Annotated in this window: 16 protein-coding genes, 14 pseudogenes and 1 riboswitch; of the genes and pseudogenes, 27 read left to right on the forward strand and 3 right to left on the reverse strand. The window is 68.0% G+C overall.

Features of this window, described 5'->3' with window-relative positions; translation table 11 throughout:
• Window positions 1-87 precede the first annotated feature (87 nt).
• From ACHMWU_RS14675 to ACHMWU_RS14750, 16 genes and pseudogenes are all read left to right on the forward strand, one after another.
• Window positions 88-915: pseudogene (locus tag ACHMWU_RS14675) on the forward strand (aspartate carbamoyltransferase); the annotation flags it as partial.
• Window positions 912-2,203 (forward strand): annotated as a pseudogene (locus ACHMWU_RS14680) (dihydroorotase). The pseudogenes ACHMWU_RS14675 and ACHMWU_RS14680, both read left to right, overlap by 4 nt.
• Window positions 2,200-3,333: pseudogene (carA, locus tag ACHMWU_RS14685) on the forward strand (glutamine-hydrolyzing carbamoyl-phosphate synthase small subunit). Before ACHMWU_RS14680 ends, carA begins: the two co-directional pseudogenes overlap by 4 nt.
• Window positions 3,333-6,659 (forward strand): annotated as a pseudogene (carB, locus tag ACHMWU_RS14690) (carbamoyl-phosphate synthase large subunit). The pseudogenes carA and carB overlap by 1 nt, the downstream one beginning before the upstream one ends.
• Window positions 6,659-7,471, forward strand: a complete 813-nt coding sequence (gene pyrF, locus ACHMWU_RS14695; RefSeq protein ID WP_396044766.1) for an orotidine-5'-phosphate decarboxylase — start codon at window positions 6,659-6,661, stop codon at window positions 7,469-7,471. The pseudogene carB and the gene pyrF overlap by 1 nt, the downstream one beginning before the upstream one ends.
• A 10-nt stretch (window positions 7,472-7,481) precedes the next feature.
• Entirely contained in the window at window positions 7,482-7,946 is a 465-nt protein-coding gene (locus ACHMWU_RS14700) for a hypothetical protein (RefSeq protein WP_396044768.1), read from the forward strand.
• 29 nt (window positions 7,947-7,975) lie between these two features.
• Window positions 7,976-8,315: pseudogene (mihF, locus tag ACHMWU_RS14705) on the forward strand (integration host factor, actinobacterial type).
• Window positions 8,308-8,905 (forward strand): annotated as a pseudogene (gene gmk, locus ACHMWU_RS14710) (guanylate kinase). Before mihF ends, gmk begins: the two co-directional pseudogenes overlap by 8 nt.
• Window positions 8,906-8,938: 33 nt before the next feature.
• Window positions 8,939-9,217 (forward strand): annotated as a pseudogene (gene rpoZ, locus ACHMWU_RS14715) (DNA-directed RNA polymerase subunit omega); the annotation flags it as partial.
• 137 nt (window positions 9,218-9,354) lie between these two features.
• Window positions 9,355-10,458: a bifunctional phosphopantothenoylcysteine decarboxylase/phosphopantothenate--cysteine ligase CoaBC gene (coaBC, locus tag ACHMWU_RS14720; RefSeq protein ID WP_396044770.1), complete on the forward strand. Its 1,104-nt coding sequence runs from the start codon at window positions 9,355-9,357 to the stop codon at window positions 10,456-10,458.
• Window positions 10,459-10,519: 61 nt separating this feature from the next.
• Window positions 10,520-11,714, forward strand: a pseudogene (gene metK, locus ACHMWU_RS14725) (methionine adenosyltransferase).
• 96 nt (window positions 11,715-11,810) lie between these two features.
• A complete protein-coding gene (locus tag ACHMWU_RS14730; RefSeq protein WP_396046774.1) occupies window positions 11,811-12,545 on the forward strand; it encodes a hypothetical protein in 735 nt (244 codons plus the stop codon).
• Between the two features lie 58 nt (window positions 12,546-12,603).
• The gene (locus tag ACHMWU_RS14735) at window positions 12,604-12,903 is read left to right on the forward strand and encodes a hypothetical protein (protein WP_396044772.1); all 300 of its coding nucleotides are present in this window, start codon (window positions 12,604-12,606) and stop codon (window positions 12,901-12,903) included.
• A 241-nt stretch (window positions 12,904-13,144) separates the two neighbouring features.
• Window positions 13,145-13,708: a hypothetical protein gene (locus tag ACHMWU_RS14740; protein ID WP_396044774.1), complete on the forward strand. Its 564-nt coding sequence runs from the start codon at window positions 13,145-13,147 to the stop codon at window positions 13,706-13,708.
• Between the two features lie 186 nt (window positions 13,709-13,894).
• The gene (gene fmt / locus ACHMWU_RS14745) at window positions 13,895-14,833 is read left to right on the forward strand and encodes a methionyl-tRNA formyltransferase (protein ID WP_396044775.1); all 939 of its coding nucleotides are present in this window, start codon (window positions 13,895-13,897) and stop codon (window positions 14,831-14,833) included.
• 18 nt (window positions 14,834-14,851) lie between these two features.
• Window positions 14,852-16,113 (forward strand): annotated as a pseudogene (locus ACHMWU_RS14750) (RsmB/NOP family class I SAM-dependent RNA methyltransferase).
• Here the strand turns inward: ACHMWU_RS14750 and ACHMWU_RS14755 are convergent.
• The 3 genes and pseudogenes from ACHMWU_RS14755 to ACHMWU_RS14765 all read right to left on the reverse strand — a co-directional run.
• Window positions 16,099-16,410 (reverse strand): hypothetical protein, encoded by a 312-nt coding sequence (locus ACHMWU_RS14755; RefSeq protein WP_396047006.1) that lies wholly within the window; start codon window positions 16,408-16,410, stop codon window positions 16,099-16,101. The pseudogene ACHMWU_RS14750 and the gene ACHMWU_RS14755 overlap by 15 nt on opposite strands.
• Complete coding sequence (locus tag ACHMWU_RS14760) at window positions 16,401-17,378, reverse strand: MFS transporter (RefSeq protein ID WP_396046776.1); 978 nt, start codon at window positions 17,376-17,378, stop codon at window positions 16,401-16,403. Before ACHMWU_RS14760 ends, ACHMWU_RS14755 begins: the two co-directional genes overlap by 10 nt.
• Window positions 17,272-17,511 (reverse strand): annotated as a pseudogene (locus tag ACHMWU_RS14765) (MFS transporter); the annotation flags it as partial. The pseudogene ACHMWU_RS14765 and the gene ACHMWU_RS14760, both read right to left, overlap by 107 nt.
• Before the next feature lie 113 nt (window positions 17,512-17,624).
• Between ACHMWU_RS14765 and ACHMWU_RS14770 the strand changes: the two are divergent.
• From ACHMWU_RS14770 to ACHMWU_RS14820, 11 genes and pseudogenes are all read left to right on the forward strand, one after another.
• Window positions 17,625-18,242 (forward strand): TetR/AcrR family transcriptional regulator, encoded by a 618-nt coding sequence (locus ACHMWU_RS14770; RefSeq protein ID WP_396044776.1) that lies wholly within the window; start codon window positions 17,625-17,627, stop codon window positions 18,240-18,242.
• Window positions 18,243-18,299: 57 nt separating this feature from the next.
• Window positions 18,300-18,883 (forward strand): annotated as a pseudogene (gene rpe / locus ACHMWU_RS14775) (ribulose-phosphate 3-epimerase).
• A gap of 96 nt (window positions 18,884-18,979) precedes the next feature.
• A riboswitch (FMN riboswitch) is annotated at window positions 18,980-19,131 on the forward strand.
• Between the two features lie 87 nt (window positions 19,132-19,218).
• Window positions 19,219-20,257: pseudogene (gene ribD, locus ACHMWU_RS14780) on the forward strand (bifunctional diaminohydroxyphosphoribosylaminopyrimidine deaminase/5-amino-6-(5-phosphoribosylamino)uracil reductase RibD).
• On the forward strand, window positions 20,257-20,916 hold the full coding sequence (locus ACHMWU_RS14785; protein ID WP_396044778.1) for a riboflavin synthase: 660 nt from the start codon (window positions 20,257-20,259) through the stop codon (window positions 20,914-20,916). Before ribD ends, ACHMWU_RS14785 begins: the two are co-directional and overlap by 1 nt.
• Entirely contained in the window at window positions 20,913-21,701 is a 789-nt protein-coding gene (ribB, locus tag ACHMWU_RS14790) for a 3,4-dihydroxy-2-butanone-4-phosphate synthase (protein WP_396044780.1), read from the forward strand. Before ACHMWU_RS14785 ends, ribB begins: the two co-directional genes overlap by 4 nt.
• Window positions 21,614-22,143: pseudogene (gene ribA, locus ACHMWU_RS14795) on the forward strand (GTP cyclohydrolase II); the annotation flags it as partial. The gene ribB and the pseudogene ribA, both read left to right, overlap by 88 nt.
• A pseudogene (gene ribH / locus ACHMWU_RS14800) lies at window positions 22,140-22,609 on the forward strand (6,7-dimethyl-8-ribityllumazine synthase). The pseudogenes ribA and ribH, both read left to right, overlap by 4 nt.
• A gap of 49 nt (window positions 22,610-22,658) precedes the next feature.
• Window positions 22,659-22,922 (forward strand): phosphoribosyl-ATP diphosphatase, encoded by a 264-nt coding sequence (locus ACHMWU_RS14805; protein ID WP_396044782.1) that lies wholly within the window; start codon window positions 22,659-22,661, stop codon window positions 22,920-22,922.
• An 80-nt stretch (window positions 22,923-23,002) separates the two neighbouring features.
• Window positions 23,003-23,848, forward strand: a complete 846-nt coding sequence (gene hisG, locus ACHMWU_RS14810; RefSeq protein ID WP_396044784.1) for an ATP phosphoribosyltransferase — start codon at window positions 23,003-23,005, stop codon at window positions 23,846-23,848.
• Complete coding sequence (locus ACHMWU_RS14815) at window positions 23,836-24,252, forward strand: PH domain-containing protein (protein WP_396044786.1); 417 nt, start codon at window positions 23,836-23,838, stop codon at window positions 24,250-24,252. The genes hisG and ACHMWU_RS14815 overlap by 13 nt, the downstream gene beginning before the upstream one ends.
• Window positions 24,253-24,321: 69 nt before the next feature.
• Window positions 24,322-24,714 (forward strand): SseB family protein, encoded by a 393-nt coding sequence (locus ACHMWU_RS14820; protein ID WP_396044788.1) that lies wholly within the window; start codon window positions 24,322-24,324, stop codon window positions 24,712-24,714.
• The last annotated feature ends 304 nt before the right edge of the window (window positions 24,715-25,018 follow it).

Consider the following 25,018-nt stretch of genomic DNA (forward strand, 5'->3'; position numbering starts at 1 on the left):
CACCGCCGAAGGCTGCTCGGCGTGGCGAGCCGGCCGATCGAGAAGCTGCCGACGTTGCGCGGACGCACCGTCGTCAACCTCTTCTTCGAGGACTCGACCCGCACCCGCATCTCCTTCGAGGCTGCGGCCAAGCGGCTGAGCGCCGACGTCATCAACTTCTCGGCCAAGGGCTCGAGCGTGTCGAAGGGCGAGAGCCTCGAGGACACCGCGCTGACGCTGCAGGCGATGGGCGCCGACGCGGTCATCATCCGGCACCACTCGTCGGGTGCTCCGCACCGTCTCGCGCAGGCCAAGTGGACCAAGGGCGCCGTCATCAACGCTGGTGACGGCACGCACGAGCATCCACGCAGGCACTGCTCGACGCGTTCACGATGCGCAGGCACCTGGCCAAGGACGGCGATGGCAGCCTCGACGGCAAGAACATCACGATCGTCGGCGACGTGCTCCACAGCCCGTGTGGTGCGTTCCAACGTCCTGCTGCTCAAGACGCTCGGCGCCAACGTCACGATCGTCGCGCCGCCCACGCTGCTGCCGGTCGGCATCGAGCACTGGCCGGTCAAGACGTCGTACGACCTCGACTCCTCGCTGGAGAAGGCCGATGCGGTCATGATGCTGCGGGTGCAGGCCGAACGCATGAACGCCTCGTACTTCCCCAGTGCGCGCGAGTACTCGCGCCGCTACGGCCTCGACACCGTGCGGATGAACCGGCTGCCCGACCACGCGATCGTGATGCACCCTGGCCCGATGAACCGTGGCATGGAGATCACGGCCGACGTCGCCGACTCCGGCCGCTCGGTCATCGTCGAGCAGGTCACCAACGGTGTGGCCGTTCGTATGGCCGTCCTGTACCTCCTCCTCGGCGGCGCCGCCGGAGACTCAGCAGAACAAGACTCGACCGATAGGGAACGTGAATGAGCATCGTCATCAGGGGAGCGAACATCCTCGGTGAGAACACTGCCGACATCCTGATCGAGGACGGCGTCATCGCGGCCATCGGAGCAAATCTCGACGGCGACGAAGTTGTCGAAGCCGCGGGCCTGGTCGCCCTTCCGGGTCTCGTCGACCTGCACACGCACGTCCGCGAACCCGGACGCGAAGACGCCGAGACGGTCCTGACCGGCTCGCGGGCCGCTGCCCGTGGCGGGTTCACCTGCGTGCATGCCATGGCCAACACGTCCCCGGTCGCCGACACTGCCGGTGTCGTCGAGCAGGTCTGGCGTCTGGGCCGCGAGGGCGGCTACTGCGACGTCCAGCCCGTCGGCGCCGTCACGGTCGGCCTGAAGGGTCAGCAGTCGCCGAGCTCGGCGCGATGGCCGACTCGGCCGCCGGTGTCCGGGTGTTCAGCGACGACGGCCTGTGCGTCTCCGACGCCGTCCTGATGCGACGGGCGCTCGAGTACGTCAAGGCATTCGACGGAGTCATCGCCCAGCACGCTCAGGAACCGCGACTCACCGAAGGCGCCCAGATGAACGAGGGCCCGCTGTCGGGCGAGCTCGGACTCACGGGTTGGCCGGCCGTCGCCGAAGAGGCCATCATCGCCCGCGACGTGCTGCTGGCTGAGCACGTCGGCTCGCGCCTGCACGTGTGCCACCTGTCGACCCGCGGATCGGTCGAGATCATCCGGTGGGCCAAGAGCCGCGGCATCGACGTCACGGCCGAGGTCACCCCGCACCACCTGCTGCTCAGCGACGACCTGGTGCGCAGCTATGACCCGATCTACAAGGTCAACCCGCCGCTGCGCTCCAACGACGACGTCGAGGCAGTCCGTGACGGCCTGGCCGACGGGACGATCGACATCGTCGCGACCGATCACGCACCGCACCCCATGGAGGACAAGGAGTGTGAGTGGTCCGCCGCAGCGTTCGGCATGCTCGGGCTCGAGACCGCGCTGTCGGTCGTCCAGCAGACCATGGTCGACACCGGACGCCTCACCTGGGCTCAGGTCGCTGAGAAGATGTCGACCAAGCCCGCGTCGATCGGTCGAGTGGCCGGCCACGGCCGTCCGCTCGAGGTGGGGGAGCCGGCCAACATCGTGCTGGTCGACCCCGCAGCCACCCGCACGATCGACCCGCGCGACACCGCCTCTCTGTCGCGCAACAACCCCTACGCCGGGCTGACCCTGCCCGGCGAAATCGTCGCAACGTTCCTGCGTGGCAACCCCACCGTCCAGGACCGTGCACTCGTAGAAGGTGTGAACGCATGACGACGACCGAAGCAATCCTGGTCCTCGAGGACGGGCGCGTGTTCCGCGGCGAGTCGTACGGCGCCGTCGGTGAGACGATCGGCGAGATCGTGTTCTCGACCGGCATGACCGGCTACCAGGAGACGCTGACCGATCCGTCCTACAAGGGCCAGATCGTCGCGATGACTGCGCCGCACGTCGGCAACACCGGCGTCAACGACGAAGACTTCGAGTCGCGCCGCATCTGGGTCGACGGCTACATCGTCCGTGACCCGGCTCGCGTGCGCAGCAACTGGCGCTCTGACCGTTCGCTCGACGAAGAGCCGTCAAGCAGGACGTCGTCGGAATCTCCGGCATCGACACACGCGCACTGACCCGTCACCTGCGTGAGCGTGGCTCCATGCGCGGTGCGATCAGCTCGACCAGCACCGACGTCGCCGAGGTGCTGGCCCGGGTCCAGGCCGCGCCGACGATGAAGGGCGCCAACTTCCTGGCCGATGTCACGACCGAGCAGACGTACGTCGTGCCGGCTGTCGGCGAGAAGCGCTTCACGGTCGCCGCGATCGACCTCGGCATCAAGGGCATGACCCCGCGCCGGATGGCCGAGCGCGGCATCGAGGTGCACGTCATGCCGGCCACGACGACCTACGACGAGATCGTCGCGGGTCAACCCCGACGGCGTCTTCATGTCGAACGGACCCGGTGACCCGGGCACCGCCGACCACGCGGTCGGCGTGCTCAAGCAGGTGCTCGCGGCCAAGCTGCCCTACTTCGGCATCTGCCTGGGCAACCAGATCTTCGGCCGGGCGCTCGACCGTGGGACCTACAAGCTGGTCTACGGACACCGCGGCATCAACCAGCCCGTGCAGGACCTGACGACCGGCAAGGTCGAGATCACCGCGCACAACCACGGCTTCGCGGTCGATGCGCCGATCACCGGCACCTTCGAGACACCGTACGGTGCCGGGCGAGTCACCCACGTGTGCCTCAACGACGACGTCGTCGAAGGGCTCGCCCTGCTGGAGCAGCCCGCGTTCAGCGTCCAGTACCACCCAGAAGCGGCTGCCGGCCCCCACGATGCGGCCTACCTCTTCGACCGTTTTGTAGACCTCATGGCCTCGACAGGCTCGACCAGCAAGGTGGACGCGTAATGCCGAAGCGCACTGATATCAAGTCCGTCCTGGTCATCGGCTCGGGTCCGATCGTCATCGGTCAGGCGTGCGAGTTCGACTACTCGGGCACCCAGGCGTGCCGTGTCCTCCAGGAGGAGGGCATCCGGGTCATCCTGATCAACTCCAACCCGGCCACGATCATGACTGACCCGGAGTTCGCCGACGCGACCTACATCGAGCCGATCACGCCCGAGTTCGTCGAGAAGGTCATCGCCAAGGAGCGCCCCCGACGCGCTGCTCGCGACCCTCGGCGGCCAGACGGCGCTCAACGCTGCGATCCAGATGCACGAGGCGGGGGTGCTGGAGAAGTACGACGTCGAGCTCATCGGCGCCTCGATCGAGGCCATCGAGAAGGGCGAGAACCGCGAGTCCTTCAAGGAGGTCGTCGCGACGCTGCCGCCCGAGTGGGGTGCGGAGTCGGCCAACTCGGTCATCTGCCACAGCATGGAGGACTGCCTGGCCGGTGTGCCCGAGCTCGGCGGCTACCCCGTGGTCGTGCGACCCAGCTTCACGATGGGCGGAAGCGGCTCAGGACTGGCGTACAACGAGGAAGACCTCTACCGCATCGCCGGTTCGGGTCTGGCGCTCAGCCCGACCACCGAGGTGCTCCTGGAGGAGTCGATCCTCGGCTGGAAGGAGTACGAGCTCGAGGTCATGCGCGACACCGCCGACAACGTCGTGATCGTCTGCTCGATCGAGAACTTCGACCCGATGGGCGTCCACACCGGCGACTCGATCACGGTTGCCCCCGCGATGACCCTGACCGACGTCGAGTACCAGAAGCTGCGCGACATCTCGATCGGCATCATCCGCGAGGTCGGCGTCGACACGGGTGGCTGCAACATCCAGTTCGCGGTCAACCCCGAGGACGGCCGCATCGTCGTCATCGAGATGAACCCGCGTGTCTCGCGGTCGTCGGCGCTGGCGTCCAAGGCCACCGGCTTCCCGATCGCCAAGATCGCTGCGAAGGTCGCGATCGGCTACACGCTCGACGAGATCCCCAACGACATCACGCAGGAGACCCCCGCGTCGTTCGAGCCGACGCTCGACTACGTCGTCGTCAAGGTGCCGCGCTTCGCCTTCGAGAAGTTCCCGGCCGCCGACTCGACCCTGACGACTCACATGAAGTCGGTCGGCGAGGCCATGGCGATCGGCCGCAACTTCACCGAGGCGCTGGGCAAGGCGCTGCGCTCGTTGGAGCGCAAGGACTCGGTGTTCACCTGGGCCGGCGAGACCGGTGACAAGGCCGAGCTGCTCCAGCAGATCGCCCGTCCGCACGACGGTCGCATCAAGCTCGTCATGGACGCGATCCGCGCCGGTGCGACGCCCGACGAGATCTTCGAATCGACCAAGATCGACCCGTGGTTCGTCGACCAGCTGTTCTTGATCAACGAGATCGCCGTCGAGGTGCGCGACTCCAACGAGCCGCAATCCCGCCGTGCTGCGCAAGGCCAAGCGTCACGGCTTCTCCGACGCCCAGATCGCGGGCCTGCGGGACATGCGCGAAGAGGTCGTCCGCGGTGTGCGTCACGCGCTCGGCGTCCGCCCGGTCTACAAGACCGTCGACACCTGCGCCGCCGAGTTCGCGGCCGCGACCCCGTACCACTACTCGTCGTACGACGAGGAGACCGAGGTCGCGCCGCGCACCAAGCCAGCCGTGCTGATCCTTGGCAGCGGTCCCAACCGCATCGGACAGGGCATCGAGTTCGACTACTCGTGCGTCCACGCCGCGATGGCGCTCTCCGAGGTCGGTTACGAGACCATCATGGTCAACTGCAACCCCGAGACCGTCTCGACCGACTACGACACCTCCGACCGCCTGTACTTCGAGCCGCTGACGCTCGAGGACGTGCTGGAGATCGTCCACGCCGAGCAAGCTCGCCGGCCCCGTCGCAGGTGTCATCGTGCAGCTCGGCGGACAGACCCCGCTGGGTCTTGCCGCAGGCCTTGAGGCCGCCGGTGTCCCGATCGTCGGCACCCAGCCCGCTGCGATCGAGCTCGCGGAGGAGCGGGGAGCGTTCGCCCGAGTGCTCGCCGAAGCCGGCCTGGTCGCCCCCAAGAACGGCATGGCCACGACGTTCGAGAACGCCAAGGAGATCGCCGACGAGATCGGCTACCCCGTCCTGGTGCGTCCGTCGTACACGTGCTCGGCGGTCGTGGCATGGAGATCGTGTACGACGAGGCGACACTGGCCGACTACATCGGTCGGGCCACCGAGATCTCGCCTGACCGTCCCGTGCTGGTCGACCGGTTCCTCGACGACGCGATCGAGATCGACGTCGACGCGCTGTACGACGGCTCGGCGCTGTTCCTCGGTGGCGTCATGGAGCACATCGAGGAGGCCGGCGTGCACTCCGGCGACTCGGCCTGCGCCCTGCCGCCGATCACCCTGGGCGACCTGGAGATCTCCCGCATCCGCGAGGCAACCGAGGCGATCGCGAAGGGCGTCGGGGTGCGGGGTACTCATCAACATCCAGTTCGCGCTGTCGTCCGACATCCTCTACGTCATCGAGGCCAATCCGCGGGCATCGCGCACGGTCCCGTTCGTCTCCAAGGCGACTGCGACCCGCTCGCCAAGGCCGCCGCGCGGCTCATGCTCGGCGAGTCGATCGCCGAGCTGCGTGCCGCCGGTGCGCTGCCGGCCTCGGGCGATGGCGGACGGCTGCCCGACACCGCGCCCATCGCGGTCAAGGAAGCGGTCATGCCGTTCAACCGGTTCCGCACCTTCGAAGGCAAGTACGTCGACACGCTGCTCGGTCCCAGATGCGGTCGACCGGCGAGGTCATGGGCTTTGACGCAGGCTTCGGTCCGGCGTTTGCCAAGTCACAGGCCGGTGCGCAGCAGAACCTGCCGACATCGGGCAAGGTCTTCGTGTCGGTCGCCAACCGCGACAAGCGGCACATGATCTTCCCGGTCAAGCGGCTCGCCGATCTCGGCTTCGAGATCCTGGCGACCAGCGGTACTGCCGTCGTGCTGGCCCGCAACGGGGTCAAGGCGACTGTCATCCGCAAGCCCAGCGAGGAGCCGCTGGCCGGCCAGAGCCGCAGCACGATCGTGGAGAAGATCCACGAGCAGGACGTGCAGCTGCATCATCAGACACCCCGCACGGTGTGACGTCGGGTGGCAGCCCGCGCATCGACGGCTACGAGATCCGCACGGCAGCCGTCGCCGAGGGCGTCCCGTGCATCACCACGATCCAGGGGCTCGCTGCCGCAGTCCAGGGCATCGAGGCGATGATCGAGGGCAGCATCGGCGTCACGTCGTTGCAGGACTGGGCCAAGACCATCACCGCCGGGCGAAGCTGATGTCCTTCGGGTCCCGCGCACGGGTCGCGATGCAGGCGTACGGTCCAGCCTGCATCGGCATCGACCCGCACGCGGCGCTGCTCGAGCAGTGGGGGCTCGACGACGACATCGAGGGGCTCGACCGGTTCGCGTCGATCTGCGTCGAGGCCTTCGCCGGGCAGGTCGCGTTCGTCAAGCCGCAGTCGGCGTTCTTCGAGCGTTTCGGTGCCAGGGGAGTGGTCGTCCTCGAGCGGACGATCGAGGACCTGCGGCACACCGGCTCGCTCGTCGTCCTCGACGTCAAGCGCGGCGACATCGGCTCGACCGCCGCAGCCTATGCCGACGCCTACCTCGATGACGACTCGCCGATGGCCGCCGACGCGATCACGGTCAGCCCGTTCTTGGGCTTCGGCTCGCTGGCCCCGTTCTTCGACGTCGCCGAGAAGAATGACGCCGGCGTGTTCGTCCTGGCACTGACCTCGAATCCCGAGGGCCCCGAGGTGCAGCACGCCCGGGTGGGAGACGGCACGGTCGCCGGCAGCGTGCTGTCACAGCTCGCAGCTCAACGCCGGCGCGACGCCGATGGGTTCGTACGGGGCCGTCGTCGGCGCGACGATCGGCGACGCCGACGAAGACCTGGCGATCAACGGACCGCTGCTGGTGCCGGGCTTCGGCGCCCAGGGCGGCACGGTCGACGACATCCGCAGGTTGTTCGCCGGCGTCATCGACAACGTCATCCCCTCGACGTCGCGCGGGTGCTGTCGGCAGGTCCCGACGTGTCGGCGTTGCGCGATGCTGCGGCGCGGGTCAACGCCGAACTTGTAGGGTCGTGACACCAGGCACATGTCCGTCGCCCCGAGGAGCTTCTGTCATGAACAAGCGTGGCCTGAAGAAGGCAGCAGCGTTGGTCGCCACGACGACCATCACCGCAGCAGCCCTGGCCGGGTGCGGTGGCGACAGCGAGTACTGCGCCACGGTCAAGGAGAACGTCTGGCGCTCGACTCGTTCGGCAAGAAGAAGACCGACACGGCCTTCAAGAAGTACCGGCGAACGGCCAACTCGATCTCCAAGATCGCTCCCGATCCCGTCGACAAGGACTGGAAGGCCCTGACCGCTGCGATGGTCGAGGTCAAGGACGCTCAGAAGGCCGCGGGCCTCAAGCCTCAGGACGTCACGGTCGACTCCGTGGCCGGGCTGAGCACCGCGCAGAGCGCAGGGCTCAGCAGCGCCTACGAGAAGTTCACCGACGCGGTCCCGCCGAGCACGGCACGGCGATCAAAGACAACGTCAAGAGCGAATGTGGCGTGACGCTCAAATGAGGCAGAAAGGTTGATGCAGTGGCACTTCCGATTTTGACACCAGAACAGCGCAAGGCAGCGCTGGAGAAGGCAGCCGTCGCCCGGCAGCTGCGGGGCCGACGTCAAGGCCCGGCTCAAGTCGTCGACGGCCAGCCTGAACGACGTCATCGCGGAGTCCAAGGCCAACGAGATCATCGCCAAGCTGAAGGTCGTCGACCTGTTGCAGGCGATGCCCGGCGTCGGGAAGGTTCGGGCCCAAGAGATCATGCAGCGCATCGGGATCGCCGACAGTCGGCGTCTGCGCGGTCTCGGCGCGCACCAGGTCTCGGCGCTGCTCGCCGAGTTCGCCGAACGGGCTGAGCGCACTGCCCGTGGCTGATCTCAACGAAAGCACCCGTTCACGCCTCGTCGTGCTCGCCGGCCCGACGGCGGTCGGCAAGGGCACCGTCGCGGCATGCGTACGTGAGTCGCATCCCGACATCTGGATCTCGGTGTCGGTGACGACCCGGCCTGCGCGTCCCGGTGAGATCGACGGCGTCCACTACCACTTCATCAGCGACGAAGAGTTCGACCACCTGGTCGAGACCGGCGGCTTGCTCGAATCGGGCCGTCGTCCACAAAGCCGCTCGGTACGGGACGCCTCGCGCTGCGGTCGAGGAGCAGCTGGCGGCCGGCCGGCCGGCCCTGCTCGAGATCGATCTGCAAGGCGCGCGCCAGGTGCGCGAGGCGATGCCCGAGGCGCTCATGTGCTTCCTGAAGCCGCCGAGCTTCGAAGAGCTCGAGCGCCGGCTCGTCGGTCGTGGCACCGAAGGCGCCGAAGAACGCGAACGGCGTCTGGTGACTGCTCGGGTCCAGCTGGCTGCCGAGTCGGAGTTCGACGTGACGATCATCAACACCGATGTCGGTACGGCTTGCGAAGAATTGGTAGACTTGTTCAGATCCGGCATCAGCCGGGTCGGTTCGTCATGAACATCCACTACACCGTCTTTTCTGTGAGGCTTTGTGTCCACGACACGTTCAGTTGCCATCGGCATCACCAACCCGCCCCTCGACGACCTGCTCGAGAAGGCGGACAGCAAGTACAAGCTCGTCCTCTACAGCGCCAAGCGTGCGCGTCAGATCAACGCCTACTACTCGCAGCTCGGTGAAGGCCTGCTCGAGTACGTCGGCCCGCTGCTCGAGACCGGCGTCCAGGAGAAGCCGCTGTCGATCGCGCTGCGCGAGATCAACGCCGACCTGCTGACCGTCGAAGACATCGACCCCGAGGCCGAAGCAGCAGCCGGCAGAGAAGGCCTGACCTCCTCCCGGAGGTTGCACCATGGCAGAGATCGTCCTCGGCGTCACCGGCGGGATCGCGTCCTACAAGGCCGCGGAGCTTGTTGCGACTCTTCACGGAGTCCGGTCACAGCGTCCGTGTCGTGCCGACGGAGTCATCACTGAACTTCGTCGGCACTGCCACGTGGGAGGCACTGAGCGGCAAGCCAGTCCAAGTCGGCGTCTTCGACAACGTCGACCAGGTAGCGCATGTCCGGATCGGCCAGTCGGCTGACCTGGTGCTGGTCGCGCCGGCCACGGCCAACGTGCTGGCCAAGGCCGCGCACGGCCTCGCCGACGACCTGCTGACCAACACGCTGCTGACCGCACGGTGTCCGGTGATGTTCGCTCCGGCGATGCACACCGAGATGTGGGAGAACCATGCCACGCAGGCCAATGTCGAGACCTTGCGGTCGCGCGGGTGCATCGTGCTCGAACCTGCCGTCGGACGCCTGACCGGTGTCGACACCGGCAAGGGGCGCCTTCCTGCGCCGGCTGAGATCTATGCGGCGGCCATCAACGTCCTCGAGGGGCGTGAGCGAGATCTGGCCGGACGCCACGTCGTGGTGTCGGCTGGCGGTACTCGCGAGTACCTCGACCCGGTCCGCTACCTCGGCAACCGTTCATCGGGCCGTCAGGGGTTCGCCCTCGCCGAGGCGGCCGTCGCGCGCGGAGCCCGGGTCACGGTCGTGGCAGCCAACGTCTCCCTGGCCCGCCCGGCCGGGGTCGATGTCGTCGACGTCGTCAGCACCGAGAAGCTTCGTCAGCAGATGCACCTGGCTGCTGTCGACGCCGATGCCGTCGTGATGGCGGCCGCACCGGCCGACTTCCGGCCCACCGAGTTCGTCGACGCCAAGATCAAGAAGACCGCCGACGGGGTCGCGCCGCAGATCCACCTCGTGGAGAATCCCGACATCCTCGTCGAGCTGGTGGCCGCTCGGACGAGCAGAAGCCCCGTCATCGTCGGCTTCGCCGCCGAGACCGGCGACGCCCACGCCACGGTCATCGAGCACGCCCGAGCCAAGCTGGCCCGCAAGGGCTGCGACCTTCTCGTCGTCAACGACGTCAGCGCCGGAAAAGTCTTCGGACGCGAAGACAATGAGGCCGTCCTGCTCGGAGCAGACGGCACACTTGAACAGTTCCCACTCGGTTCAAAGTCCGCCCTGTCCCACCTCATCTGGGACGCAGTAGTCCAACGCTTGGACTGAGCGAAACCGCAGGACGTTCCGCTCGTTACACTTTCGAACAGTCGTCAACTCAGGAGTAAATGTGAGCCGCTTCTTCACGTCCGAGTCCGTGACCGAAGGTCACCCGGACAAGATCGCCGACCAGATCAGCGACAGCGTCCTCGACGCGCTGCTGGCGCAGGACGCCAAGAGCCGGGTCGCGTGCGAGACCTTCATCACGACCGGCCTCATCGTCGTGGGTGGCGAGGTCACGACCGAGGCCTACGCCGACATCGCCAAGATCGCGCGCGACCGCGTGCTCGAGATCGGCTACGACTCGTCGGTCAAGGGATTCGACGGCGCTTCGTGCGGCGTCCAGATCACGCTCGATGCGCAGTCGCCCGACATCGCTCAGGGCGTCGACACGGCCTTCGAAGGACGCACCGAGGGATCGGCCGATCCGCTCGACCTGCAGGGTGCAGGCGACCAGGGCCTGATGTTCGGCTTCGCGTGCGACGAGACGCCCGAGCTGATGCCGCTGCCCATCACGATCGCGCACCGGCTCGCCGAGCAGCTGCACGGCAGTTCGCAAGGACGGCACGCTGCCGTACCTGCGTCCTGACGGCAAGACCCAGGTCACGGTCGAGTACGACGACAACGACAAGCCGGTGCGGGTCGACACCGTCGTGCTGTCGACGCAGCACGAGGACGGCATCGACCTCGACGCCCAGCTCGCCGTCGACATCAAGAAGCATGTCGTCGACGTCGTGCTCGCGAACTTCGACATCGACACCTCCGACTACCGGCTCCTGGTCAACCCGACCGGCAAGTTCGTCATCGGCGGCCCCATGGGCGATGTCGGCCTGACCGGCCGCAAGATCATCGTCGACACCTACGGCGGGTACGCCCGTCACGGCGGTGGTGCCTTCTCCGGCAAGGATCCGAGCAAGGTCGACCGTTCGGCCGCCTACGCGATGCGGTGGGTCGCCAAGAACATCGTCGCCGCCGGTCTCGCCTCGAAGGTCGAGGTGCAGGTCGCCTACGCGATCGGCAAGGCCCACCCGGTCGGCTTCTACGTCGAGGCGTTCGGCACCGAGACGGTTCCGGTCGACAAGATCCGTGAAGCCGTCCTCGAGGTCTTCGACCTGCGTCCGGCCGCGATCATCCGCGACCTCGACCTGCTGCGCCCCATCTACGCGCAGACTGCCGCCTACGGCCACTTCGGCCGTGAGCTGCCGGGCATCGTGTGGGAGACCACCGACCGCGCCGAGGCCCTGAAGGCCGCCGCAACTGCCTGAATCCCGTGGCTTGCGTCATCGCTGTCGAGGTCTATGACCCTCGATCTCGATGACGCAACGTGGAGCGTCGGTAGTGACTGATAGAACTGGCACGTGATGTCGGACGAGGGACCAGAGCAGCTCGCACTGGTCCCTTCGTCTGTCCCTGCTGCTGAGAAGCCGGCCAAGCAGGCCGTCAAGAAGAGCACCAAGAAGACCAAGCCCGCGCCCCAGGTAGCTGCGTCGCTGCCGGTGGCCCGCGTCCTGGTCGACTCCGGCCTCCCGCACCTCGATCGGCCGTTCGACTACCGGGTCCCCGTCGAGCTCGACGAGGCAGCAGTGCCGGGCTGCCGGGTCAAGGTGCGATTCGCCGGACGGCTCGTCGACGGCTTCCTCGTCGAACGGGTCGAGGCCAGCGAGCACCCGGGCACGCTCGCCTTCGTGGCAAAGATCGTCTCGTCCGAGCCCGTCCTGACGCCCGAGGTGCTCGCGCTCGCCGAGGCCGTCGCCGATCGTTACGCGGGAGTGACGGGCGACGTCCTGCGACTGGCCATTCCGCCGCGACACGCTCGGGCCGAGGCCCAGGCTCGCCCCGCCGTGCCCGCGTCCTTGCCAGATGTGTCCGGTGACGGTTGGGACGCGTACGAGAGTGGCCGGGCGTTCCTGGCAGCCCTGATGGCGGGAGAGAGCCCGCGGGCGTGCTGGAACGCCGTCCCCGGCCATGACCCGGCACGGTCGGTCGCGCAAGCTGCCCTAGCGGCGCTGCACGCGGGCCGCGGAACGATCGTGTGCGTTCCCGACCAGCGCGACGTCGCCCGATGGGGACAAGGCCTTCGCCGACGTCCTGGGTAAGGGACACCACGTCATCCTGACGGCCGGTCAGCCCCCGGCGCAGCGCTACCGGTCGTTCTTGGCGCTGTCGCGAGGCGACGTCAAGATCGTGGTCGGCACCCGTGCGGCTGCCTTCGCGCCGGTCCACGACCTCGGCCTGGTCGCCATGTGGGATGACGGCGACGACCTGTTCGCCGAGCCGCGATCGCCCTATCCGCACGCACGTGAGGTGCTGCTCGTGCGAGCGACCCAGCAGAGAACTGCCTTCCTGCTGGGGGACACGCCCGCACTGCGGAGGGCCAGTCACTCGTCGAAGGCGGGTGGTGCGGCGAGATCGTGGCCGATCGCGAGACTCGACGCTCCGCGTGGCCGCAGCTGACCGTGACTGATGGCGTCGTCGACGGCTCTGCGCCCGTGCGTCTGCCTCAGGTGGTGTTCTCGGCGATCCGCCGGGCCGACGGCCCCGTGCTGATCCAGGTGCCGAGACGGGGCTATCGCGAGTCGTTGGCGTGCCAGACGTGCCGGCATCCGGCCCGCTGCACCCACTGCCACGGACCGCTCGTGCAACGGTCGGCCTCGCAGCCCATCGCGTGCCGGTGGTGCGGAACGGTCGAGCCGGCGTGGCGGTGCAGCGAGTGCCACGGCACCCAGCTTGCCGAGCACCGGTCGTCGGCGCGCTGCGCACCGCCGAGGAGTTCGGTCGCGCCTTTCCCGGCCTGACAGTCGTGACGTCGGGGGGATCGACGATCGTCGACTCCGTCGATCCGGGGCCCGTCCTGGTGCTGGCGACGCCTGGCGCCGAGCCGCACCTCATCGGTGGTTACCGCGTGGTCGTCCTGCTCGACACCTGGCTGATGCTGGGACGCGATGACGTGCGAGTCGACGAGGAGTCGCACCGTCGCTGGTTCAACGCGCTGGCGCTGGCAGGACCCGGTGCCACGGCAGTCGCGGTCGGAGATCCGGCCACCTTGCAGTCATTGGTGCGCGCTGACCCCGTCGGCTTCGCCGTCCGTGGCTGGCCGACCGCGCGGAGACGCATCTGCCGCCGGCCGGGCGGCTCGCGATCATCGACGCCGACGACGACGTGCTGGCCGAGCTGGCTGGCCGATCCTGGACGCAGCATGCCGAGACGCTCGGTCCGGTTGCTGCTGATCCACGTGACCCCGAGGCGGGACAGCGGCTGATCGTGCGCGCTCCCCGACGTGAGGGTGCTGATCTGGCCGACGCGCTGCGCGAGGTCGTGGCGATCCGCAGCGCCGCAAAGCAGTCGATTCCGCGGATCCAGATCGATCCGCTGCGGTTCTGACCGCCTCGCGTCCTGCCGCGTCACCGCCCAGTCCGGCGCAGCGCACACCGCCTAGACTCAACGGGTGAGAATCGTCTTTGCAGGTACCCCCGAGACGGCGCTCCCGTCCCTCGAAGCGCTTGTCGCCAGTCGTCACGAGGTCGTCGCTGTCGTGACCAGGCCCGATGCTCCGGCCGGTCGAGGACGGACGCTCACGGCTTCGCCTGTCGCGCAGGCAGCCGAGCGTCACGGCATCGAGGTGCTCAAGCCGGCCAAGCCGTCCGACCCCGAGTTCATGGATCGGCTGCGCGAGATCGCTCCCGACTGCATACCGATCGTCGCCTACGGTGCGCTGATTCGCCGCGAGGCCCTCGACATCCCCGAGTGGGGCTGGATCAACCTGCACTTCTCGGTGCTGCCCGCCTGGCGCGGTGCAGCACCCGTGCAGCGCTCGATCATGGCCGGCGACGAGGTCACCGGCGCGACGGTGTTCAGCCTGGTCGAAGGCTCGATGCCGGACCTGTGCTCGGCACGATCACCGAGCTCATCCGCCCCGACGACACCTCCGAAGAAGCTGCTCGCACGGCTGGCCGACTGGGGCAGCAAGCTCCTGGTCGACGTCGTCGACCACATCGAGGACGGCGACATCGCGGCTGTCCCGCAGCCCGAGGACAACATCTCGTACGCCCCGGAGCTGACGACCGAAGAGGCACGCATCGACTGGACACGTCCTGCCTTCGCGGTCGACCGGCACATTCGCGGTTGCACGCCAGCACCTGGTGCGTGGACTGTCCTGGGTGACGACCGGGTCAAGATCGGTCGTGCCACGATCAGCGACGAGCGCACGTTGGAGCCGGGCCGCATCTCGGTCGGCAAGCGGGAGGTTCGGGTCGGCACGTCCACGACCGACATCGTGCTCGGTGACGTGCAGGCAGTCGGCAAGAAGCGGATGGCCGCCGCCGACTGGGCGCGCGGTACCTCGTTCGACGCCGAGCCGAGCTTCACCTCGGAGGTGTCAGCATGACCCGATCCCGTACGTTCAGTGGCCTTCCACGCCCTGCGAGCAGTCGCCGAGCGCGATGCCTACGTCAACCTGATCCTCCCCGCGATGCTCGACGAGCACCACGTCGAAGGACGTGACGCTGCCTTTGCGACCGAGCTCGTGCATGGCACGATCCGTCGCCAGGGAACCTACGACGCGATCATCGATCATGTCGCGAGCAAGGGCATCAAGTCGATCGATGCGCCCGTGCTCGACGCGCTGCGACTCGGCAGCCACCAGCTGCTGAGCATGCGTGTGCCAGCCCATGCTGCCGTCTCCGAGACCGTCGACGTCGTGCGGCGCGAGATCGGCCACAAGCCGGTGCACTTCGCCAATGCGTTGTTGCGCAAGATCGGCCAGAAGGATCTCGACGGCTGGTTGGCGATCGTCACCGAGGGGCTCGAAGGTGACGAGGCCCGAGCCGTGCGCACCTCGCACCCGCTGTGGATCGTCACGGCGCTGCGTGAGGCACTCGGCGGGCACGCCGCACAGATCGACAAGCTGCTCGCGGCCGACAACCTGCCGCCGCGGGTGACGCTGGTCGCGCGGCCGGGGCTGTGCGATCCCGCCGATCTTCCGGGGACCCCCGGAAAGCTCTCGCCGTACGCCCGCATCCTCGACGAGGGCGGTGACCCCGGTGAGATCACGCAGGTGCGCACCGGCCGTGCCGGCGTCCAGGACGAGGGCTCGCAGCTCGTCGCGATCAGCTTGGCCGAGGCCGACGTGACCGGCAAGGACGATCTCTGGCTCGACGTGTGTGCAGGTCCCGGCGGCAAGGCGGCCCTGCTGGGAGCCTTGGCCGCCCAGCGTGGAGCCTCGCTCGTGGCCAACGAGATGCAGGAGCACCGCGCCGAGCTCGTGCGTCACGGGGTGCGCCAGCTCGACAACGTCGAGGTCACGGTCTTCGACGGCCGTGAAGGACCGTGGGAGCCCGGCTCGTTCGACCGGATCCTCGTCGACGCGCCGTGCACCGGCCTCGGCGCGCTTCGTCGACGTCCGGAGTCGCGCTGGCGGCGCAAGCCGCGTGACCTGCGCAGCTGGTGAAGCTGCAGGAACAGCTGCTCACGCGGGCACTCGAGCTCGTGCGGCCCGGCGGGGTCGTGGCCTACGCGACGTGCTCGCCACACCTGCGGGAGACCACCGGCGTGGTCGATGCGGTGGTCGCTGGACACGATGACGTCGACGTGGAGTCCACCCACCAGTGGTGGCCCCACATCGACGGCACCGATGCGATGTTCTGCGCGGTGCTACGCCGACACTGAGATCGGCGCGTCCGCCTGGCGAGGTGATCGCATGATCACGGTGGCGATGAAGCAGGCCACCAAGGCGAAGCCCATCGCTGTGAGGAAGGCGGCCTGCGCTCCAGGGACGACCTGACCGGGTACCGAGCCGGAGGCGTAGACCGAGACGATCACGGCGAGGCCGACTGCACCGCCCAGCTGCTGCATGGTCTGCAGCAGTCCGGACGCGGCGCCGGCGTGCTCGGGCTCGACGCCGTTCAGGATCGCGACGGTGGTCGGCATGAAGGCCAGCCCGGCCGACGCGCCACTCAGGAGCATCGGCCCGAGGACTGCGGTGACATAGTCGCTGGAGGTGCTGATCTGGCTGAGCCAGAGGAAGCTACCGCCATGCCGAGCGTGCCGATCGCGATGAGACGCTGCGGGCCGTAGCGCCCCACCAACGGTGCTGAGATGCGCGAGACCGCGAAGATCGCCAGGGTCAACGGCAAGAATGCGAAGCCCGAGGCCAACGGACCGAACCCGAGCACGGCCTGGTCGTACTGCACGAGCAGGAAGAACATCGGGAACTGCGATCCGACGAGCAGGGCCATCACCACAAGCGCGCCGGCCCGGTGGCGGTCGCGCAGCAGGCCGAGGCGCAGCAGCGGGTGGGGGACGACGCGTTCGGTACGGATGAACAGCGCGGCCAGGGCGGCTGCGAGGGCGAAGCCGCCGATGGTCCCGATCGAGGTCCAGCCGTGATCGGGTGCGTTGATGAAGGCGTAGACGAGTGACACGGCGCCCAGCGTCGCGGCTGCGGCGCCGATGACGTCGAAGCGGCCGGTGCGTCGATCGGTCTCGTCGACGTAGCGGTGCACGAGCACGAGCACGGCGACGCCGATGGGAACGTTGATGAACAGCGTCCAGCGCCAGGAGCCGATATCGGTCAGGGCGCCGCCGAGGATCAGGCCCAGCGAGCCGCCAGCTGAGGAGACGGCCGTGAACAGTGCCAGGGCGCGGTTGCGGGATCCTTCCTCGGGCGTGGCGGTCATGAGCAGAGCCAGCACGCTCGGGGCGGCGATCGCGGCGCCGACACCCTGCAGGATCCGTGCGGTCACCAGCAGGTCGGCGGTTGGTGCGAGACCGCCAGCGAGTGATGCCGCGGTGAAGAGAGCGAGCCCGAAGCTGGAAGACCCGGAGTCGTCCGAAGACGTCGCCGAGCCGGCCGCCCAGCAGCAGCAGGCCGCCGAAGGCGAGGGTGTAGCCGTTGAGGACCCAGGAGAGGCCGGCGGTCGAGAAGCCGAGATCTTCCTTGATCGGGGGGAGTGCGACGTTCACGACGGTGGCGTCGAGGACGAGCATGAGCTGGGCGAGCAGCACGAGACTGATCCCGACGGTCGCGCGGCTGCGTGCTGGTCGCGCCGTGGAGACAGATGTCATGGAGAGCTTCCCTGTCGTGGGAGTGTGGGGTGGAGTAGAGTGGAACGGAGAAGGACTCCGGTTCTTCGTCGACAATACGGAGAGTGTCTCCGTTTAGCAAGGGAGGGCTGTCTGTGGCGTCCGTCACTGATTCCGGCGCTGCGGCTCCGGACGAGCAGGTCAAGCCTTTGCGCGCCGACGCCCAGCGCAACTACGACAAGCTCGTCAGCGCTGCGCGTGATGCCTTCCGGAGCAACGGGGCCGAGGCGTCGCTCGACGACATCGCGAAGCGGGCCGGCGTCGGGCCAGGCACGCTCTACCGGCACTTCCCGACCCGCGACGACCTGATCGACGCCGTCATGCGCGACTGGACCCTGCAGGTCGACGCCGACAGCGAGGAGATCGTGCGGTCGGGACTCCCGGCAGGCGAGGCCCTCACCGCCTGGTTCGGTCGTTTCGTCGAGAACGTCGGCATCTACAACGGGGCGGCTGCCAAGCTGACCGCCGCGATGGACGACGAGTCGTCGCCGATCTATCGCAAGTGCCAGGTGCTCGTCGGCGCCAACGACAAGGTCATCGCGCACGTAGCCTCCCTCGGCGCCCTGCGCGACGGTGTGGAGTCGCGGCAGGTCATGCGACTGGTCAGCGGAGTGGCGAGCGTCGTCGACCAGGCCGGGCTCGAGCCCGCCCAGTCCGAGCCCATGCTCCGCATCATCGTCGACGGCATCCTGCGCGAGCCCGACGCCTCCTGAAGGGGCCCGAGCGGGGCCACTACGCTGAGTGCCATGGGCATCCAGATCACCCCCAGCATGCTGTCGGCCGACTTCGCCAACCTCGAGGCAGAGGCCGCGCGCATCAGCGGCGCCGACTGGCTCCACATGGACGTCATGGACAACCACTTCGTGCCCAACCTGACGCTGGGACTGCCCGTCATCGAGGCCGTCGCGAAGGTTGCGAAGCAGCCGATCGACGCCCACCTGATGATCGCCGACCCTGACCGCTGGGCTCCTGCGTACGCCGAGGCGGGTGCCGGCAGCATCACGTTCCACGTCGAGGCGGCCGCCGCGCCGATCCGGCTGGCCCGCGAGATCCGCGCACAGGGCGCCCGTGCGTCGATGGCGCTCAAGCCGGCGACGCCCATCGAGCCGTACGAAGACATGCTCCCCGGCTCGACATGGTGCTGATCATGACCGTCGAGCCAGGCTTCGGCGGCCAGAAGTTTCTCGACCTGTGCCTGCCCAAGATCCGGCGCGCCCGCCAGCTCATCGACAAGCACGGTGGCGACATCTGGTTGCAGGTCGACGGGGGAGTCTCGGTCGAGCACGATCGAGCGCTGTGCCGAGGCAGGCGCCGACGTCTTCGTGGCTGGATCGGCGGTGTTCGGCGCCGATGACCCGAACGACATGGTCTGGCGGCTTCGATCACTGGGTGGACGTCACTGCCACTGACTTCCTGCCGGGGGATAACATGGGATCAACGAGCAGTTGCTCGCGTGCTCCGGGGTCGGTGTAATTCCGAACCGGCGGTGATAGTCCGCGACCCGGGTCTGACTTCCTGAACGAGCAAGCGCAGGGATGAGATCTGGTTGAGCCGGTGAAATTCCGGCACCGACGGTGAAAGTCCGGATGGTAGGAGCATGGTGTCTTGGCACAGCCACGACCCTTTTTGGCGGCATCATGGTCACCATCAACCCCGGAGCACGTGAGCGAATCACCACCCCGGAGGATCATGGCAACGCAGATCGAGATCGACGCGATGCGTCGGGCACTCGAAGCAGCAGCAACGGTCACCCGTACGCTGCCCAACCCCCGTGTCGGCTGCGTGCTGCTGGCCCCCGACGGCACCGAGATAGCCGTGGGCAAGCACCTCGGTGCAGGTCAGCCCCATGCCGAGGTCGACGCCCTGACCCAGGCCGGTGACCGAGCTCGCGGCGCGACCGCCGTCGTGACGCTCGAGCCGTGCAACCACACCGGCCGCACCGGCCCCTGCGCCCAGGCGCTGATCGAGGCGGGCGTGGCGCGGAGTCGTGTTCGCGCAGATCAGATCCCGATCGCACCGGCGCAGGCGGGGCCAAGACCTTGCGTGCTGCCGGTATCGAGGTCGAGGCCGGGGTCATGGCCGAAGAGGCGACCGACCTCAACGTCGAGTGGACCTTCGCCGTCACCTCCGGTCGCCCGTTCGTGACCTGGAAGTATGCCGCGACGCTCGACGGTCTGAGTGCAGCACCCGACGGGACCAGCAAGTGGATCACGAGCGCCGAGGCACGTCGCGACGTCCAGACGTTCCGCGCGGGAGTCGACGCGATCGTCGCCGGCACCGGAGCAGTGCTTGCCGACGACCCGCGCCTGACGGTGCGCGACGCCAACGACATGCCGCTGCCGTACGAGCAGCAGCCGCTGCGGGTCGTGGTCGGCGAGACCAAGATCCCCGACTACTTCCGGGTCTTCGACCGGGTCGCGCCGACCCTCATGATCCAGTCGCGCGACCCCGAAGAAGTGCTGGCCAAGCCGTCGAGAACAACATCCGGCACATCTGGCTCGAAGGCGGTCCCCGTCTGGCCGGGGCGTTCTGGAACGCCGGCGTGATCGACCGGATCATCGGCTACATGGCCCCGGCGATGCTCGGATCGGGTCGGGCAGCGCTCGAGGGTGAGGCCACCACGTTGGCCGACCTGCGCCCGATTCACATCGAGGACCTGACGATGGTCGGGCCCGACATCCGCATCATCGGCACACCTGGTCGCATGGCACGAGAGGACTTCGACTGATGTTCACAGGTCTGGTGGAAGAGAAGGGCGCCATCACCGCGGTCGAAGACCTCGGCGACTCGGTGCGCCTCACGATCCGCGGCCCGCTCGTCACCTCCGACGCAGGTCACGGCGACTCGATCGCCGTCAACGGCTGCTGCCTCACGGTCATGACCCAGGACGCCGACACGTTCGGTGCCGACGTCATGAAGGAGTCGCTCGACAAGACCTCGCTGGGCGACCTGGCGGTCGGTGACGAGGTCAACCTCGAACGTGCCACCCAGGCGGGTGCCCGGCTCGGCGGTCACATCGTCCAAGGGCATGTCGACGGCACCGGAGAGATCATCGACCGGACCCCCAGCGAGCACTGGGAGATCGTCCGCATCGCGCTCCCGTCCGAGCTCGCGAAGTACCTCGTCGACAAGGGCTCCATCACGGTCGACGGCACGTCGTTGACCGTCGTCGAGGTCGTCGACGCGGTCGACGGACACGGCCCGTGGTTCTCGGTCTCCCTGATCCCCACGACCCTCGCCGACACGACGCTCGGCAGCAAGGCCCCGGGCGACCGGGTCAATCTCGAGGTCGACATCCTCGCCAAGTACGTCGAGCGCCTGCTGGGCGGCTCCGCAGCTGGGCAGGCTTCCGCATGTGAGCAGGACAGTGAAGGAGCAGCATCATGAGTGAACACGAGGGCGTCAGGCTCGACAGCATCGAGCGCGCCATCGCCGACTTCCGCGACGGCAAGGCCATCGTGGTCGTCGACGACGAAGGGCGCGAGAACGAGGGCGACATCATCTTCGCCGCGAGCAAGGCGACGCCCGAGCTGATGGCGTTCCTGGTGCGCTACTCCAGCGGCCTGATCTGCGCCCCCATCACGGGCGAGATCCTCGACCGGCTCGCGATCCCGCTGATGACGCCGCACAACCGCGAGAAGATGCGCACCGCGTACACCGTGTCGATCGACGCGCGCGACGGCATCACGACTGGCATCTCGGCAACCGATCGGGCTCGCACCTGCCGGGTGCTCGCCGACTCGGCCACCGAGCCGTTCGAGCTCAACCAGCCCGGCCACATCATCCCGCTGCGCGCCAAGCCCGGGGGAGTGCTGGAGCGTGACGGTCACACCGAGGCAGCCGTCGACTTCGCCCGGCTGGCAGGTCTGACCCCGGCCGGTGTCATCGGCGAGGTGCTCAACGACGACGGGACGCTGATGCGTGCGCCGAGCTGCGGGCGTTCGCCGACCAGCACGGGCTGGCGCTCGTGTCGATCGAGGACCTTCAGGTCTACCGTCGACTGCACGAGTCGCAGGTTGACCGGCTGGCCACGACCCGCCTGCCCACGGAGTTCGGCGAGTTCACGGCGCACGGCTACCGCGACCGGATCGAGGGCTCGGAGCACGTCGCCCTGGTCTTCGGCGACCCCGGCACCGAGGACGCCCTCGTGCGCATCCACTCCGAGTGCCTGACCGGCGACGTGTTCGGCTCGCGCCGCTGCGACTGCGGTCCGCAGTCGAGCTCTCCATGACCGAGATCACCGCAGCGGGGGCCGGCATCGTGGTCTACCTGCGCGGGCACGAGGGACGAGGCATCGGCCTGCTGCACAAGCTGCAGGCGTACGCGCTGCAAGACGCCGGCAGCGACACCGTCGACGCCAACACAGCCCTCGGCTTCGGCGAGGACGAGCGGGACTATGCCGCTGGCGCGCAGATCCTGCGCGACCTGGGCGTCACGTCGGTGCGGCTGCTGACCAACAACCCCGACAAGACCACCGCGCTCGAGGCCTACGGTGTCAAGGTCAGCGAACGGCTCCCGCTGCTGATCGCGCCGACCGACGACAGCCTGCGCTACCTGCAGACCAAGGCCGAACGCATGGGCCACGACCTGCCCGGACTGGGAGAACACGCATGAGCGGACACGGAGCACCTGACCTGGCGGTCGACGCGGCCGGAGCCAAGGTCGCGATCGTCGCCTCCAGCTGGCACACCGAGGTCATGGACGGCCTCATCGCGGGAGCGCAGAGCGCGCTGGCAGAGGCGAACGTCACCGACGTGACATTGGTGCGTGCACCGGGATCATTCGAGCTGCCCTTGATCTCGCAGGCCTACGCCGCCAACGGCTATGACGCCGTGATCGCCCTCGGCGTCATCATCCGGGGCGGTACGCCGCACTTCGAGTACGTCTCGCAGGCGGCGACTGACGGGCTCAACCGCGTGGCGCTCGACACCGGCGTGCCGATCGGCTTCGGGCTGCTGACCTGCGACAACGACGAGCAGGCACTCGACCGGCCGGACTTCCCGGCAGCCGCGAGGACAAGGGACGCGAGGCGACACAGGCTGCGTTGCTGACGCTCAACGTCCTGCGTTCGCTGCGTTGATGCTTACCGCTCCGCCGGGCACGCGGCGTCACCGATAGACTGATCCGCGATGAAGACCTTCGATGACCTCTTCGCCGAGCTGACCGACAAGGCGGCTCGTCGCCCCGAGGGCTCGCGCACCGTCGCCGAGCTCGATGCTGGCGTCCACTCGATCGGCAAGAAGCTGGTCGAGGAAGCAGCCGAGTCCTGGATGGCCGCCGAGCACGAAGGTGCCGAGCGGACCGCCGAGGAGATCAGCCAGCTGCTGTATCACGCGCAGGTCATGATGATCGCGTCTGGAATCTCGCTCGACGACGTCTACGCACATCTGTGACGGATCGGCCGACGCTGCCAGCAGCGGGCGCCCATCCGTGCCTTCGACCTCCGTCACAGAACTTCTGAGAAGAGAATTCCATGCTCAAGATCGCGGTACCCAACAAAGGGGCACTTGCTGAGTCGGCAGCCCAGATGCTGGCCGAGGCCGGCTACCGTCAGCGCCGCAACTCCAAGGACCTGGTGACCCTCGACCCCGACAACGACGTCGAGTTCTTCTACCTGCGACCGCGAGACATCGCGATCTACGTGGGGGAGGGCACCCTCGACGCGGGCATCACGGGCCGTGACCTGCTGCTCGACTCGCAGGCCCACGCTGCCGAGAACACGACGCTCGGCTTCGGCGCATCGACGTTCCGCTTCGCCGCCCCGATCGGCGCGATGACCAAGCTCGACGACCTGCAGGGTGCGCGCATCGCGACCTCGTACGAAGGCATCGTCGGTGCCTACCTGGCAGAGCGCGGCATCACCGCTGAGGTCGTCCGGCTCGACGGTGCCGTCGAGTCGTCGATCCGCCTGGGAGTCGCCGACGCGATCGCCGACGTCGTCGAGACCGGGAGCACGCTGAAGCAGGCAGACCTCGAGGTCTTCGGAGACCCGATCCTGTCGTCCGAGGCCGTGCTGATCACCCGCCAGGGCGCCGACGAGCCGGCCGGCTTCGAGGTGTTCAAGCGGCGGATCGACAGCGTCCTCGTGGCACGCACCTACGTCATGATGGACTACGACATCCGGGTCAGCCAGGTCGAGGCGGCCGTCGAGCTGACGCCCGGTATCGAGTCGCCGACCGTGTCGCCGCTTCATCGCGAAGGGTGGGTCGCCGTCCGTTCGATGGTGCCGCGCGACACCGCCCAAAAGGTCATGGACAAGCTGTACGGGCTCGGTGCCCGCGGCATTCTGGTGACGGACATCCTGGCGTGCCGGATCTGAAGACGTTCCGCCCCGGCGGCGCCCGCGTCGTGGCCTATGCGGTCGCGGTGCTGATGCTCGGGATCACCGCGGTGATCTCGTGGGCGCTGCCTGACGAGATCTACTTCACCACCGCCGAGACGATCACCATGTGGCTGATCATCATCGCGGTGCTGATCATGCTGCACGGTGTCGCTCGCAGCTATGTGCGTGCGACGGACGAGGGCGTCGAGGTGCTCAACGGCTACAAGAAGCATCTGGTGCGCTGGGACGACATCGAGGGCTTCGCGATGAACAGCGGTGCGCCCTGGCCGACGCTCGTGACCAAGGACGACGAGCGGGTCAACCTGTTCGGCATCCAGGGCAGTGACGGCAAGTACGCGCGCACGGCGGTCGAGTACCTGCGTGGCAGGCTGGAGTCATGACCCACGGACACGATCGGACCCTGGCGAGTCCTCAGTTTCCCGGTGATGACGGCACCGTCGCACCGGAGCTTGGCAGCGGCATTCGGCGACGATCTCGCAGTGCTCCAGGCATTGCCAGACGTGCGCGTCTTCGTGCCGATCGTCGCGCTGCTCGGTGAGGTGCCGGCCGAAGGCGACAAGAACGCCGACATGGCTGCGGTGCTGATGACCGGAGCCGACGGGCGGCAGGCGCTCCTGGCGTTCAGCAGCGTGGCCACCATGGCAACGTGGGATCCGCAGGCCCGTCCGGTGCCGATCCTCGGGCGTGACGCCGCGCAGGCGACCCTCGACGAAGGCGCGGCCGCGATCCTGCTCGACCTCGCCAACCCGTCCTTCACGGTCGTCGAGACCGACGACGTCGAGCACCTGGCGGCCGGCCACCGGCTGACCCGCACCGATGCCGGCCCCGCCTGGGTGGTCTAGGGCGACCGACCACCCCTCCGCGTCGGTTTCCCACGAGGCCCCGGAGTTGTGACACGCACCTCGTGTCACAGCGCCAGGTGTGTGGCGAAAACCCTGGGTGAGCCGGGACCGATTTGGAGCACTACCGACGTCGCTGATACCCTGGTAGACGAAGTGGAGGCCCCCTCCCACCTACGTGGCTCATGGTCGCGGGGTACGAGTCGGTTCAGCATGACTCGCGGCATTGAATGTGTGATGTCGCCGAACCGACCTGAGACGTGCTTTTTGACGAGCACGTCGCTTGGTGGCTTCCGGTTCGTACGGG

Source organism: Aeromicrobium sp. UC242_57, assembly GCF_044452305.1.
Classification (GTDB): domain Bacteria; phylum Actinomycetota; class Actinomycetes; order Propionibacteriales; family Nocardioidaceae; genus Aeromicrobium.